12 protein-coding genes are annotated in these 14,812 nt (G+C 29.5%); 10 read left to right on the top strand and 2 right to left on the bottom strand.

Translation table 11 applies throughout. From position 1 onward, the window contains the following. Positions 1-1,878: a penicillin-binding protein gene (locus tag bhDAH_RS00675; RefSeq protein WP_012421915.1), complete on the bottom strand. Its 1,878-nt coding sequence runs from the start codon at positions 1,876-1,878 to the stop codon at positions 1-3. A 143-nt stretch (positions 1,879-2,021) separates the two neighbouring features. On the opposite strand from bhDAH_RS00675, the gene hisS reads away from it, so the two are divergent. After that, on the top strand, positions 2,022-3,392 hold the full coding sequence (gene hisS, locus bhDAH_RS00670) for a histidine--tRNA ligase (RefSeq protein ID WP_012421914.1): 1,371 nt from the start codon (positions 2,022-2,024) through the stop codon (positions 3,390-3,392). 87 nt (positions 3,393-3,479) lie between these two features. Here the strand turns inward: hisS and bhDAH_RS00665 are convergent, their stop codons facing one another. Further along, the gene (locus bhDAH_RS00665) at positions 3,480-4,619 is read right to left on the bottom strand and encodes a tetratricopeptide repeat protein (protein ID WP_043924516.1); all 1,140 of its coding nucleotides are present in this window, start codon (positions 4,617-4,619) and stop codon (positions 3,480-3,482) included. 185 nt (positions 4,620-4,804) lie between these two features. On the opposite strand from bhDAH_RS00665, the gene bhDAH_RS00660 reads away from it, so the two are divergent. Genes bhDAH_RS00660 through bhDAH_RS00620 form a run of 9 tightly spaced genes read left to right on the top strand, consistent with a single transcriptional unit; the run spans position 4,805 to position 14,807 of the window. Further along, entirely contained in the window at positions 4,805-5,749 is a 945-nt protein-coding gene (locus bhDAH_RS00660) for a tetratricopeptide repeat protein (protein ID WP_012421912.1), read from the top strand. Between the two features lie 35 nt (positions 5,750-5,784). After that, entirely contained in the window at positions 5,785-8,490 is a 2,706-nt protein-coding gene (gene greA, locus bhDAH_RS00655; protein WP_012421911.1) for a transcription elongation factor GreA, read from the top strand. A 9-nt stretch (positions 8,491-8,499) separates the two neighbouring features. Then, a complete protein-coding gene (gene recA / locus bhDAH_RS00650; protein WP_012421910.1) occupies positions 8,500-9,570 on the top strand; it encodes a recombinase RecA in 1,071 nt (356 codons plus the stop codon). After that, positions 9,570-10,373, top strand: a complete 804-nt coding sequence (locus tag bhDAH_RS00645) for a hypothetical protein (protein ID WP_012421909.1) — start codon at positions 9,570-9,572, stop codon at positions 10,371-10,373. The genes recA and bhDAH_RS00645 overlap by 1 nt, the downstream gene beginning before the upstream one ends. Next, positions 10,354-11,106, top strand: coding sequence for a pseudouridine synthase (locus tag bhDAH_RS00640; RefSeq protein ID WP_257722526.1), 753 nt, complete (start codon positions 10,354-10,356; stop codon positions 11,104-11,106). Before bhDAH_RS00645 ends, bhDAH_RS00640 begins: the two co-directional genes overlap by 20 nt. Then, positions 11,090-11,746, top strand: coding sequence for a (d)CMP kinase (gene cmk / locus bhDAH_RS00635; RefSeq protein WP_012421907.1), 657 nt, complete (start codon positions 11,090-11,092; stop codon positions 11,744-11,746). The genes bhDAH_RS00640 and cmk overlap by 17 nt, the downstream gene beginning before the upstream one ends. A gap of 13 nt (positions 11,747-11,759) precedes the next feature. Then, positions 11,760-13,421, top strand: coding sequence for a 30S ribosomal protein S1 (locus bhDAH_RS00630; protein WP_043924389.1), 1,662 nt, complete (start codon positions 11,760-11,762; stop codon positions 13,419-13,421). Continuing rightward, a complete protein-coding gene (locus tag bhDAH_RS00625) occupies positions 13,414-14,016 on the top strand; it encodes a tetratricopeptide repeat protein (RefSeq protein WP_043924388.1) in 603 nt (200 codons plus the stop codon). The genes bhDAH_RS00630 and bhDAH_RS00625 overlap by 8 nt, the downstream gene beginning before the upstream one ends. Before the next feature lie 23 nt (positions 14,017-14,039). After that, positions 14,040-14,807: a hypothetical protein gene (locus bhDAH_RS00620; protein WP_012421904.1), complete on the top strand. Its 768-nt coding sequence runs from the start codon at positions 14,040-14,042 to the stop codon at positions 14,805-14,807. Positions 14,808-14,812 lie beyond the last annotated feature (5 nt).

The following is a 14,812-nucleotide window of genomic DNA, read 5'->3' as shown; positions in this document are numbered from 1 at the left end:
TTATTTTAAGGTTATTTCAAGTTCGTTTATATCTTTTAATTTTGTATTGGGTGGTTGGGATTGTTTATATACAAAACCATTTCCTTTTATCTTTATTTTTGTGTTTGTATATTTGTTTAAAATTTTCATTAAATCCCTTTTTGAAAGCCCTGTAAGGTTTGGTAGAGTTTCTGTTGTGTCGTATTTTATTGTGGGTTTTGGTATGCTAATTTTTGAGGAAATTTTAATTTCATTGTATTCATCTTTGTTATTTTGACTTTCAATCAATTCTATTATTTCTTTTGCCATTGGTGCAGCAATTCTTGTTCCATATATTATCTTTTTAGGATATCTGTATATAACATATATAATGTATTTTGGATTTTCTGTGGGATATATTACTAGTATTGAGGACGTGTAATCTTCGTCTGAATATTTGCCTGTGTTTTTATCAATCACTTGGGAAGTTCCACTTTTTGCTGAAATGTTTAAATTTTTCATTTTAAGTTTTGGTATTCCTCCTTTATTTACAACTTCTCGCATCATTTTTAAAACCTCTTTTGCTGTATGCTTAGATATTACTTTTTTAATTTCTTCTTTTTGAAATTCTTGAATTGTATTTTCCATTTCATTGCTTATTCTTTTTATGATTTTGGGTTTTAACATAACCCCATCATTACTTAAGACGCTAGCAGCCTGTAATATTTGAATGGCAGATACTCCTATTTCTTGTCCAAATCCGATTGTGGCTTTACTCCGTCCCGACCATTTTGAATGGTGGGTTAGTATCCCTTTTGTCTCTCCGGGGAAAGGAAATCCGACTCTTTTTCCAAACCCAAAGGCTATTAGTTTATTGTAGAAATATTCATTACTTACTTTGTCTGTAATGTGAGCTATTCCTACATTTGATGAATAGATTAGAATCCCACTAGGATCGATATAGTCATAAGGAGGATTTAAGGTTTTAATTGTAACTACTTCACCCGATTTGAATTTTTTTTGGTATATACCATTATCTAAAAATTTTTCATTTAATTTTAATAATCCACTGTCTAATAGAATAGCTACTGTAAAAATTTTATTAATACTTCCAGGTTCATATGTTAGGGAAGTTGCAAAATTGTTCCATATTTCTTTAGGATATTTTGAATAGTAATTGGCATCATATTGTGGGAGTTGAAGCATTGATAAAATTTCTCCATTCTTAGCATCCATTACTATAGCTAGCATGTTTTCAGGCTTATTTTCGTTAAAGTATTTTTTAGCTATTTGATTTATGCTTTTTTGAAGATCTATGTCTATTGTTAAGTATATGTTGTTTGTACTTAATTTTTCATTTATAGATTTTTGTTTTGTAAGATCTTCATTTAATATGGTGTTTAGCGAAAGTTCAATCCCTGCAAGCCCAATGTTGTCAGTTCCTACAAATCCCGTAATATTGCTTGTCAGTTCTTTAAATGGATAGATCCTTGTGTAGTCTGGATAAAGTATGATGTCTTTTAATCTTCCTTCTGATTGAATTCTTTTAATTAGTTCAGATTCTTCTCTTGTTACTTTTCTTTTTATATATATGAATCCTTTTTTTGAAGACAGTTTTTTTTTAAGTATTTGAGGCTCAATTTTCAGTATTGCACCAAGAGTTTCTGATGTATTTACAATATTTTTTATTTTATTTGGATCCGTTCCTATAGAATGTGATTTTGATGAGAAGGCTATTATTTTACCATTTCTATCATAAATGTTGCCTCTTTTTGAAATGTGATTTATATTTTGAGAAAAATATTGTATGTCTTTTGAGGACATTAGCATAAAATATTTATAAATGGTTAGTAGTGTTATTGTGAGGAAAATTATGAGAACAATATTTAGTCTTAAGCTGCTAGCAAAATTTTTATGCATTAAGTATTTTAGATGCTCCTTATATTATAATTAGTATTTAACAGTTAAGGATTTTAGTATTAATGTTTGATTAATTTTTTCTCATATTTATAATATTATATTATGAAAAGATTAAATTTGAAATTAATAGGGGTTTAAATATAGTGGATATTAGAACTTTAAAAGGTTTTAGAGATTATTTGCCAAAGGAAGCGTTAATTCGTACTCATATTATAAAACAAATATATAGTGTTCTTGTTTCATATAATTTTGATTTAATAGATACTCCTATTCTTGAGTATTCTGAATTTCTTTTAAGAAAAGGTGGGCATGAGGTAGAAAAACAAATTTATCGGTTTAAGGATAACGGAGATAGAGATGTTTCTATGCGTTTTGATTTAACGGTTCCTTTTGCAAGATTTATGGCTACTAATAGATCTAAGATTCAATTTCCTTTTAGGAGATCTCAGATAGGAAAGGTATTTAGGGGTGAGAACACACAGAGAGGTAGATATAGAGAATTTATCCAATTTGATTTTGATATAGTTGGTGAGGATACTTTTCGTAGTGATGCTGAAATTTTATCTATTGTTTATTGTGGTCTTGAAGAGATTTTTTTAAATTTCATAGAAGGTATTAATAGAAAGTTTGTTATTCATTTCTCTCATATTGGGATACTTAATGCTTATATTGATAAGTTGGGATTAGAAAATAAAGCTACTTTTATTTTAAGGAATATAGATAAATTAGATAAAATGGGGATTGAGAGTGTGAGAGAAAATTTGCTTTCACAACTAAGCGAAGAACATGTTGATTTAATATTGGGGTTTATAAGTTTAGAAGGAACTTTTTGGGATAAACTTAAGGTTTTAAAAAGTATTTTAGAAGATAATGATGCTGTTAAGAGAGTTGAAGATATTTTTGTACATCTGAGTGCATTAGGGATTCAAGATGCTTTTAATTTTAATCTTAAGATAGTCCGTGGACTTGATTATTATACCGGGCTTGTATTTGAGGCTGAGATGATGGGTATTAATATGGGAAGTATTTGTAGTGGTGGGAGATATGATAATTTATTGTCCTTATTTTCTAACTCTTTGCAAAAGGTTTCAGGAGTTGGAGGATCTTTTGGTATCGATAGGATTCAAGATATAATTGAAATTGAAAAATTTAATTATATTAAGTTATTTGTGGTTAAAGCCAGCTCGAGAGTATTAATTGTTAATATAGATGATAGTTTACAAGATTATTATTATAAGCTTGCAGATAAGTTTAGAAGGCATGATTATTCCAAGATAAATAATATTGCTTGTGAGGTATATCCAAAGAGTAAAGATGGTAAAAATATTAAGGTGCAAATAGAATATGCTCTTGGTAAGGCTATAAGATTTTTAATTTTTGTAGGGCAAGAGGAATATAGAGAAAATAAGTTGAAGGTGAGAGACTTGACTAAAAAGGAAGAGTTGTTATTGTCTTTTGATGAGGCTATAAAATTTATTAAGGGCAATGACAAATTTTTATGTACGCCTTTTTAATTAAATGATAATTTTAAAAAGATATTTTTAATTTGAAGGTATTTAAGTTTTAGTGATTTTGCGTTCTTAAAAGCATTAGTAGGCATATTAACCCTTTTGTTTTTCTATTTTGCGGATTGTGATTGCATTTAGAGTCAATGTGTTTGTGTTGTAGTCATAGTTTATTTGTCCAAGTATTTCAACACAATCTTTAAAATTGATATCAATATCAAAAGTTGTTTTTGTTGTTATTATGCCTTCAAGAGCGTTCTTGTTATATCCTACATAAAAGTCAAAGTAAGTTATATTATCTTTCTTTTCGATATTGTTTGCAATTCCTTCCCATTTGACATATATATTTGAGTAAATTAATGGGTTTTTTTTAATTTCTTTTAAAACTAAATAATCGTCAAATGTAATAAAATCTGGTCTTGAGATAAAACTTGCAAGATTTTTAGCTTTAAGTTTAATTGATTCCGATGCGTTTGAATTTAATATCTTATTTATTTCGATTCTTGCAAAATTATTTTTGCCTTTTTTTAGATGAGTTTTTATTTTTTGAAATGAATTTTTGATTTCAGTTTCAGTGAGTATGAATACAAATTGCCCCTCATGGTTTTCAATTTTTTCTTTCTCATTTATTTTAATATCGTCAATGTATGCTGCAATATTATTAATAGCTTTTTTTTCTTTTACCTTAGAATCATTTGATGTCAGTGTAGTTGTTTCTTTGGAACGTATAAATAAAAATATTGATATCAATGAGAATACAAGGCCTGCTACTGTTAATAATATTCTTATTAACTTAGATAAATTTTGTCCTGTTTCTATTTTGATTTCTGGAAATAGTTTGGCATATATTTTGTTTTTATTCATAAATAGTGTTCCTTGAATAGGATTTTTTCGAATAGTTTCTAAAGAAAGTTCTGATCGTTTGATTTCTTGATTTTCTTCTATCATTTTAAGCCATATCTGTATGGCCTTGTCCTCTTTGCCTTGAGCTGCTAATAGTATTGCGATTGATTGCTTGACATCTGGTTCTGTTGGATTTAAAGTGTAAGCTTTCTTTAGATATGTTTGAGCATTTCCTAGATTTCCCATTCTAAGATAAGACATTCCTAGGATATAATGATAAAAATAATAATTTTTATAAAAGAAAATTTCTTTTTCTAAAAGTTTTATTACATCTGAATATTTGTGAGAGTTATAATAGCGAATAGATTTATTAATAAGTTTATTAGGTTCCATTTTCATAAGTTGAAGTTACCCTCATGATATTAGTTTTAATGTTTGATATATAAATTTTATCTTAAAAAAATAATAAATAGAATATCGTTTTTTGTTTTAAAAAAGTTGGTTTGACTAAAAATTTATTAATGTTATAATTATATAAGCTCGTTTGGGATTTATACATATTTTAAAGTGGTAGGAATGTGTCATCAGAAAAAATCGCGGAATTAATCAAGGATATTTACTTAAGCTTCAGAAAAGGTGATTTTAAGACAGCTTTGATGAAATCAGAAGAAGCACATTCTCTTGATTTTGACAATATTGAGATTTTAACGGCTTTAAAAAGTTCTGTATATTGGAATGGTCAGGTCGAAAGTCTTGATCGGATAGATAAAGACTATGAGAAGGCTGAATTTTTAATAAGAGAATGGAATAATTTTGCTAGAAGATATTTAAAAAAGATGAATTCTGATTTTATTCAAGGTCGTAACTCAATTAAGTATTTTATATTTCAGTTATGCTTAGACATATATAAAAATATATATAAATTACAACCAGAAAATTTAGATCTTTTAATAAAGATTGCTAAGTCTTACAAGGGAATGGGTAATTATGAGAGAGCCATAGCTGTTTTTTTGCAGATATTAGGAGATGCGAAAGACAATGCAGATGTAGTTGCTGAACTTGCTGATTCTTATGCCCTTATTGATGAAATCAAGGAGGCTAAGGTATTATTTAGGGAGGCTTTCTTTATTAATCCCCAAAAGATAGATATAGATGCGCTTGAATCTGAGATGATACTTAAATTAATAGAAGCTATTAAGAGTGATAGGAATATTTCCGATACTCTTATTAAAGAATGGATACCTGTTTATGGGGCGCTAAACGGTGTTTTTAATATTAAAAGAGAATTAAGACCTATTGAGCTTGGTCATTTAAAGCAGTCTGTTTATAGTTTGCGTAATGAGCTTAAGGAAAAGTCTTATAGATCAATAAATGAAAGCATATTGCTTCCAAGGCTTATTAATAAATATTTTTGGCTTATTGATCATTATGTAAGGATAAAAGAAGATCGTGTGCGAATTGATGAAATTTTATCTTATATTAAAGAAATAGATATAGGAATATATCAGCAATATGTCAATTAGGTTGGTTTTAATAAAATTGATATTAGGAGAGTTGAATGTCTAATATTACTATAGAAAGATTAGATAATATCTTGCAAGAGGATAAATGGACAAGGATAGTTGTTAATAATTATTCTCTTGCCAAGATAAAGGAATTGGATGAGTTAATAGATAGTATAATTTCTGAAAATTTAACAGAAGAAGCTTTAGATATTTGTGGTAAGCATTTAAAGGACGTCAAGAAGAGTATTGCTGGTCTTTATATTTCAGGCATGCTTATATATAGTAGAAGGCCGCTTAATGATATGAGCTTGCTTACAGTTGTAGACTTATTTTCCCAAAATTTGAAGTGGTCTCTTGTTGAACATATATGCAACAAGATGCTTTTAACCTCTGAAAATAAGCATGCGCTCTATACACTTGCAAAGATATATGCACAGAATAATGAGAATGATAAATTACCAGATATTTGGATGCGCATTGTTGAATCTGATGTTGATGATACTGTATTTGTAAGACAGCTTGCTACTCATTATGAGAATATTGATTTGCAAAAATCAATATATTTTTTTAGAAAAGCCATTTACCGTTTTATCGATAAAAAACAAATGTCAGGCATTAGAGAAATATGGTCTAAGTTGATTAAGTATGTATCTGATGATTTTGATTCTTTTCTTCTTATACTTCAAAAAGTTGAGAAAGAACTTGGGTTTAAAAAAGTTGTGGTTCTTTATGAAGATCTATATGGGCATTATTCTGTAAGTGGAAATATTGATGAGACAATAGAAATTTTGAAGGGAATTTTAAAGCTTGACAATAAAAATCAGAAAGCAAGAGAGAATTTGGTTATCTTTTTAAGGGAAAAATATAAGGATATTAAAAATATTGAAGAATATCTTGAGAAGTCTGATATTGAAAACTTGGATAAAAATTTTGTTGATGTTTATTCTGATTTTGAAAAATATTTATTTTTTGCTAAGGGTAATTTTGTATATCATCAAACCTGGTTTGTAGGAATAGTTAAGGATGTAAATGAACAAGGCATTGTAGTTGATTTTGTCTCTAAACGAGGACATTTTATTAGTTTTGATATGGCTATATCTGCTCTATCTCCTCTTGAGAAAGAAGATATTCGAGTTTTGAAGGCAATTAAGCCAAAAGAGGAGCTTGTAGAGAATCTGAAGAGAGATATTGAATGGGCCTTGAGGATCATTATTAAAAGCTATAAGTCAATTGATCTTAAGGGGATAAAAAGGGAACTTGTTCCAAGTTTAATGACTCAGAGTGCGTGGAATGCGTGGAGTGTAAAAGCTAAGCAAATTCTAAAAGATAATCCCCATTTTGTTATGGCCTCTGGAAAAGCCGATTGTTATATATATAATGAGAGGGCTTCTAACTTTAATGAAAAAGTTTATGATAAATTTAAAATAGAAAAGGATTTTTATAAAAGATATGAAATTTTTATGCACTATTGTGGTACTTCTGGTGGCGTTGTAAAGGATTTACATGTTGAAGAGGAAATGCTTAATTATTTTTTGATTTATGTTAATAATTTTACAAAGGTTGATCATTATGTTATAAGTTCTTATGTAATACTTAAATCTTTAAAAAACTCTGAGAGTGGGGTTGCTTTTAAGATTAATATTGAAAAAGATATTAATTTAGAAGTTCTCTTGAGGGAATATTCCAAGAATATAGTTGATCTTTTTGATTCAATCTTGAATGCAGAGATTAAAAAGGAGTTGGTATCCTTAATCAAGGAAGAGTTAGTTGATTGGGTTGCTTATTATAAGCAGCTTTTTCCTTATTATGTTAATAAGAAATTGATAGATTCTCTTTATAAGGAAGATATAAAAGAAACATCACAGCTTTTTAATTATGTCATAAAGAATTATAAAGTTTATAAAGATGCTTATATTTGGATTTTAAAGCATTATGTTTCTTATTCGCTTAATTTGGATTATTCCGATTCAGAGTTATTGGTAAATTTGATCAAGATTTTAACAGACAGTGTTGTTAAGATTAATAATAAAAATAATTCTGTTGCTAACAAGAGAATTTATAAAATGGTAATTAATCTTTTAATTAAAGATAAATATCTAAGTATTGTTTTAAATAAGGTCATGGATGAGGAGCTTGCCAAAAGGATATATATGACTTGTTTTTATATAAGAGATTTTCCCCCAAAGGATCTCTTACATATTAAAACCGCAATAAGAACTGTATTTAGTGCTATTGAATTTGAAGATGAAAAACTGCAATTCTCAGGTGATAAGGTCGAAATAGGATTTTTAACTATTTTAAGTTCTCTTAGCAAGAAGCAGAAGGAATTACAGTACTTAAAAGATGTAGAGATACCGGAGAATTCTAAAGAAATTGGTAAGGCCCGTGAGCTTGGTGATTTAAAAGAAAATGCAGAATATCATTCTGCAAAGGAAAGGCAGCAGTTTTTAACAAAGAGATTAAATTCTCTTATGTTAGAAATAGATGTTGCAAAAGTTGTTGATACTAAAGAACTTCAAAGCTCTGTTGTTGGGTTTGGAACAAAAGTTACTATGATTAATAAAGATACAGGAAGGGAAGAGTTTTATTTGATATTTGGACCTTGGGAGTCAAATCCTGATGAAGGCATTATATCTTATAAATCTCCTTTTGGAGAAAATTTGTTAGATGCAAAAGAAGGCGACAATCTTGATTTTGTAATAAATGATACTCGTTTCCAATATTATGTTAAAAAGATAGAACCTGCCAGAATTAATTAAAGAGGTAAGATGTCAAAATTAAAAGATAACCCAGATAATTCTTTAAATGACAGATTAAATAGAGAAAAGGCCATTGAGCTTGCTAGAGTTCAAATAGAGAAAGATTTTGGTAAAGGCAGTCTTATTAAGATGGGAGAGTCTCCTGTTGGTAAAGGCATAGAGAGCATATCTAGTGGTTCTATTTTGCTTGATGAGGCAATTGGTGTTGGGGGATATCCAAGGGGAAGAATAATAGAAATTTTTGGTCCTGAATCTTCCGGTAAGACTACTTTGACTCTTCAAGCAATTGCTGAGGTTCAAAAAAATGGTGGAATAGCAGCTTTTATTGATGCTGAACATGCTCTTGATCCTGCTTATGCAAAAGCTTTGGGTGTTAATATTGATGAACTTTGGATTAGTCAGCCTGACACAGGAGAACAAGCTCTTGAGATTGCTGAATATTTAATTAGAAGTGGTGGAGTTGATTTAATTGTTGTTGATTCTGTTGCAGCTTTGACACCACAGGCAGAGATTGATGGAGAGATGGGCGATTCTCAGATTGGGCTTCAAGCAAGATTAATGAGTAAGGCTTTAAGAAAGATTACAGGCATACTCTCAAAATCTAATACTTGTATTATGTTTATTAATCAACTAAGAATGAAAATCGGTGTAATGTTTGGCAATCCAGAGACTACTACTGGAGGAAATGCTTTAAAATTTTATTCTTCTCTTCGTCTTGAAGTTAGGAAGATTGATCAGGTAACGGGGAGTTCTGCGGATGATATTGTTGGTAATAAAATAAGAATTAAGGTTGTAAAAAATAAAGTAGCACCTCCTTTTCGTAAAGTAGAACTTGTGATTTATTTTGGAAAAGGCATTTCGCGTGAAGCTAGTATACTAGATGCTTCAGTTAAGTATAATTTGATACAAAAAACAGGTTCTTGGTATTCTATGGGAGACGATAAGTTAGGACAAGGCAGAGAGCATGCTGTTAGTTATTTAGTTAAAGAAAAAGAGGTGACTGATGAACTTGAGAGTAAGCTTAGAAAAATAATTTTTGAGGATCCCAATCAAGATTTTCTTGAAGTTGGTACCACCTGATGCTAAGAAAGATAAAAAATAAAATGGTAGGTTTAGATGATTATTTGATTGTTTGTAATGATTTTAAAGGTGGAATAGAAATTTTTTTTGATTACGTAAGAAATAAAAGAGAGATTTTAAAGACTTTTAATTTAAATAAAATAATAGAAGATTTTTTGACATTTTCTGAGAGCATTGAAATAGATGTTAAAGACTTAATTAAGTTTTATTCTTTTTCAACCAGTTTGCTTTATTTAAAGACACAAATTCTTTATCCAGTAAAATTAAAGGATAAAAAATTAGTTGAAAGGGAGATAGTGCAGAAATTAATAAATTACAGTGAAAAATCTGCAGAGATCAGGAGCGCAACTCATAATTTAAAAGACGGTGTATGCCTAAATGTATTTAAATCTTCTTTTTTTAGAGAAAATGGTACCTTTTTAGAAAGTGTGGATAATATTCAGGATTGCAAGATCGAGATTAATAAGGTTAAGAGCACAGTCAGGGTGGCAAGGGTAGAGAGAAAGCATGATGATATTCCTCGTAATATTAAATTAAGGTCTAATGTTATTTTAGGCACATATGATGCTAAGTTTTTGGATAAAAAAACAAGAATTATTGCCCTTTTAACTAAGGAAGATAATTTAATTTTTGAATTTTTATTGGATTTTGATGATAAATTTTACTTTTTTGAGAGATTTTGTTATTTTTTAATCGCTCTTGAATATAAAATGTCAAATATTATAGATTTAGTTTATACAAATGATAAGCTGGTTTTAAGAAAAGGAAAAAGTATTGACGAATATAAACAGCAGAGGGCTTAGAGCCCATGTTTTTTTGGCAGAGAAAGGTATGGGATCTAGGAGATTTTGTGAAGAGCTTATAAGAAAAAATCTTGTCAAAATAAATGGTACTCTTGCAAAGCTTGGAGATAAAGTGTTCTTAGGTGATAGAGTGGAGTATAGAAGACAAGTATTTGTCTTGAGAGACTTGAAAATTGAAAGTAAGATTTATATAGCCCTTCATAAACCTAAAAATTATTTATGTTCCAATTTTGACCCAGAGGGGAGAAAATTGGCAATATCTTTAGTTCAGCCTTTGTTTAAAGAACGTTTGTTCTCAATTGGTAGACTTGATTTTAAAAGTTCTGGACTTTTGCTTTTTACTAATGATGGTCAGTTTGCAAATAGTATTGTTCATCCAAGGAGTGAGGTTGAAAAGGAGTATATTGTTGAGTCAAAAAAGGATGTTAATGAGGATTTGCTTATTAATTTTAAACATGGAATAAAGATTGAAAGAGAAATATTTAAGTTAAAATCTTATGAAATGCTTGGCAATAATTCTGTTAAGTTGGTTTTAACGGAAGGTAAAAATAGGGAGATTCGAAAAGTCTTTTTAAGTAAGAATATCTTTTTAAAGAAAGTTCACAGAATTAGAATAGGTAATATTAAGTTGGATAATTTAAAAGAAGGACAAATTAAAGTTTTGTCTTTAGCTAAGATTAATAGATTCAAGACACAGCTTTTGGGGGGAATATTAAATGATAATAGCAATTGATGGTCCTTCAGCTTCGGGGAAAAGCTCGATTGCGAAAGCGCTAGGGAGCAGATTAGGTTTTAAGTTTATTAGTTCTGGTTATTTTTATAGAATAATAACTTTGATTGCTCAAAAGTTTACTCTAAACGAATATGATCTGCTTAGTGAGAGTAAAATTTTAGAACTTGTATTACAAAATGATATCAAATTTAATGGTGTTGATTTTTTGCTTAATGGTGTAAATGTTACGAGTCATATTTTAAATGAAAGAATAGATCTTCAAGTTTCTCTTTATTCTTCTTATATAGGTGTTAGGAATATTGTAAATAAAAAATTAAGAGAAATAGTTAAATTAAAGGATGATAATTATATAATAGAGGGTAGAGATATTACTACCGTAGTATTTCCAGAAGCTAAGGTTAAGATATATCTTGATGCTTCTGTTAAAGTGCGAGCTTTAAGACGGTATAATCAAAGGGATGATGATATCACTTTAAATGAGTTAGAGCAAGCACTAGAGAGGCGAGATGAAATTGATCAAAATAAAGAGTATGGTAAATTGAAATTGGCTAAAGAAGTTTTTTATATTGATACAAGCTATAAATGCCTAGATGATGTATGTGATATTATCATAAAGACGTTTAATTTGAAAAAAAAGTGATAGAGAGGTGAGGATGGAAAAGCAAGAAGATTTACAAGAAAATTATCTGAAGGTTCTTGAAAAAGTAGAACTTGGTAGTAGCGTTTCTGGTGTTGTTATAAATATCATGAAAGATTATGTGCTTGTAGATATTGGGTATAAGTCTGAAGGTTTTATTAAAATCGATGAATTTGAAACCATTCCAAATGTTGGAGATAAACTTGATGCAATAGTTACGAGGGTAGGGGGAGAATTGGGATTAGTTCTTAGTGTTGCAAAGCTTGATTCTCTTAATTTGCAAGATAAGATTGATGAGTATATTGCAAATAGAAAGGTGCTTAAAGGCAAGATTTTAGTTGAACTTTCAAGTGGCTATAAAGTCCAAATTAATGAAAATGTTACCGGATTTATGCCATCTTATTTGAGTTCTAAAATTAGAGATGAAAAATTAAAAAGAGGCTTGGTAGTTGAGTTTTATGTTATTCAGGCAGATAAAACTGATGGTCTTAGGCTTATTCTTGATAGACGGACTTTGGAGAGAGAGCGAGAGCTTTTGAAAAGAAAAGAGCTTGTTAATTCTTATAGCGAGGGAGATATAGTTGATGGTGTTGTTGAGAGAATTACAGATTATGGTGCTATTATAAAGGTTAAGAATCTTGTTTTGGGAGTATTGCATAAAAGAAATATTGCATTTAGTCGTGTTGAAAATATTGAAGATTTTATTCGTGTTGGTGATAAATTAAGATTGCAAATCATCAAATTAAGTGTAAATACAGGAAAGATGGAATTATCCCTTAAAGCTTTAAAGGCAAATCCTTGGGATTCTGTTGAATCTAGGTATAAGATTGAAAGTATTGTAAAGGGCAAAGTTGTGAAAATATTACCCTTTGGTGCTGTGGTTGAACTTGATAGTGAGATATCAGGATTTCTTCATATAAGCAATTTTTCTTGGGTAAGGGTGATAAAAAGTCCCCAAGAATTAGTTAAGGTTGGGCAAATCGTAGAAGTTAAGATTTTGGAGATAGACAAGGAAAATCAAAAAATATCTCTAGGTATTAAGCAAGTTAATGAGAATCCATGGAATAGTTTATCTCAAAGGTGTGATGTTGGTAAGGTTGTTCAGGGTGTTGTTAAGAATATCACAAAGACAGGTGCCTTTGTGAGCATTGAAGAAGGCATAGATGCATATATTAGTAAATTTGATATTTCTTGGGTTGATGAGATTAATCCTGAGGAATACTTTAAATTGGGAAGTTCAATTAGTGGAAAAGTAATTGAATTTGATGCAAAGAAGCAAAACATTAGGTTGGGAATTAAACAGTTGGAAGAAAATCCTTGGGATGATTTCTCTAAGAGCTATAAGAAAGGTGATACCCTTGAAGTTGAAGTTTTAGAGAAGAAATCAAAGGGAGTTCAGGTAAGAGTTTATGGTAAAATAATGGGATTTATTAGTAAAATTCAACTTGGAGATACAAAAGAATCCAGCTTGGATACTTTTGAAAATTTGAATGTTGGGGACAAACTTAAAGTTATGATTACCAATATTGATTTTAAAAATAAGTTGGTTTTGCTTTCTTATAGGGCGTATAAGGAACAAAAATCAAGCGAAGAAATTTCTTCTTATTTGTTTAAGGAGGATGATGAAGAGTCTTATAAGCCCTTTGCGAATCTGTTAAAGAGGAATGCTGATGTTTAAAAATAAATTTTTTGTAGGTATTCTTGCAGTTATTGTTTTTGTAGGAATTATCCTTTGTTTTTATGATTCTATGGATATAGATCATGTTAAGGCAGGGGGGGAAGTAGTAGAAAATCTTGAGAGAGATTTAAATCTTTATTTAAGAGCAAAGAATGCTGAAGAAAAACTTAAATTAGAGCCTAAAATAGAGGAAGCTGTAAATAAGAGAGACGATGTTGCACATGAATTTCTCCCACGGTTTTATCTTGCAAGGTCTACTTATTTCCAAATTAAGGGTTTATATAAAGAAGCTCTTAAGGATTTAGATATTGTTATTGGTTCAAAGTGGATTGAAAGGGAACTTGCCTATATTAATAAAGCTGTGGTTTACGAAAAAATGGGACAAGTTGAGGATGCTTTATTGATATATGATAATGTGATTAAGCAGACCAAATTAGATTTTATTAAAATTAGAGCCTTGCTTGGTAAAGCGGTATTAATTGAAGCTAAAGATAAAAAATTGGCTATTGAAATATACTCTAAAATTGCTAATTTTTCTTATGAAAATAACTTATATGTTAATGTTGCCAAAAATAAGCTTTTGCAGCTTAGGTAATTTGGTTTATTTTTTGTTTTGGTATGAAAAAGTTTTCTAATACTACATTTGTAGTTATTTCTTTATTAATATTTGGTTGTGGTATTGAAGATATCGCTATAATCGATTCTCCTTTGGTAGTTGATAGTAGAGCTTCCAGAGATACTCTTGCTTTTAAATTGCCTTCAGGTTATTTTAATAATCACAATAATTCTAAAATTAGGGGTTTTGATATATATTATAAATTCTACCCAGAGGGTTCAAATTACCATTTTGGGAGTTTTACAAAGAGTGTTCAAAGAGATTTTGATGCTTTAAAGAGTGTTTTTAATAATGTTAATGAGTTTAATAGGAGAGGATTTTATAAAATTAATTTGGACGGTGATCGTTCTTCAGGGAGACCGACTTTGAAATTGGACAAAAGTTGGATTCAAGGAAAATTTCCTTTATATATTGAATTTAATTTTGAAAACTTGAGGAAGAGTACTCCTGGATCAGTTTTTATTAGTATAAGGAATGGTAGTGATTCTTCAGCGCCTCTGATTAAACATATTAAAACTATATATAGATCCTATGTTGTTAATGGTTTGTATAGTGAATTTTCTGAAGCTCTTAAAAAATCTAAAGTCGCAGATAGTGATAAGAGACCATTTGATCTCAAGCACATTAGTGATAATTTTTTTACAAAAGATGTTTCCCCTAAGTATAATTTGGTGATTTTTGTTATGGCAGCAGGTAATGCTATTGAAGATGAGTTGTATAGTGTTATTGTGAATATAGGGAGTTTAAATAGTTTTGAGTTGTCGAATTAATTGAA

This window comes from Borrelia hermsii DAH, from assembly GCF_023035675.1.
GTDB lineage: Bacteria > Spirochaetota > Spirochaetia > Borreliales > Borreliaceae > Borrelia > Borrelia hermsii.
Note: the sequence above shows the minus strand (reverse complement) of the source record. Positions and strands in the feature narration are given on the sequence as shown.

Coding starts and splice junctions, on each gene's coding strand:
- greA (WP_012421911.1), top strand. CDS start 5,785: ATGTCTAATATTACTATAGAAAGATTAGATAATATCTTGCAAGAGGAT.
- bhDAH_RS00620 (WP_012421904.1), top strand. CDS start 14,040: ATGAAAAAGTTTTCTAATACTACATTTGTAGTTATTTCTTTATTAATA.
- bhDAH_RS00630 (WP_043924389.1), top strand. CDS start 11,760: ATGGAAAAGCAAGAAGATTTACAAGAAAATTATCTGAAGGTTCTTGAA.
- bhDAH_RS00625 (WP_043924388.1), top strand. CDS start 13,414: ATGTTTAAAAATAAATTTTTTGTAGGTATTCTTGCAGTTATTGTTTTT.
- recA (WP_012421910.1), top strand. CDS start 8,500: ATGTCAAAATTAAAAGATAACCCAGATAATTCTTTAAATGACAGATTA.
- cmk (WP_012421907.1), top strand. CDS start 11,090: ATGATAATAGCAATTGATGGTCCTTCAGCTTCGGGGAAAAGCTCGATT.
- bhDAH_RS00665 (WP_043924516.1), bottom strand. CDS start 4,619: ATGGAACCTAATAAACTTATTAATAAATCTATTCGCTATTATAACTCT.
- bhDAH_RS00645 (WP_012421909.1), top strand. CDS start 9,570: ATGCTAAGAAAGATAAAAAATAAAATGGTAGGTTTAGATGATTATTTG.
- bhDAH_RS00675 (WP_012421915.1), bottom strand. CDS start 1,878: ATGCATAAAAATTTTGCTAGCAGCTTAAGACTAAATATTGTTCTCATA.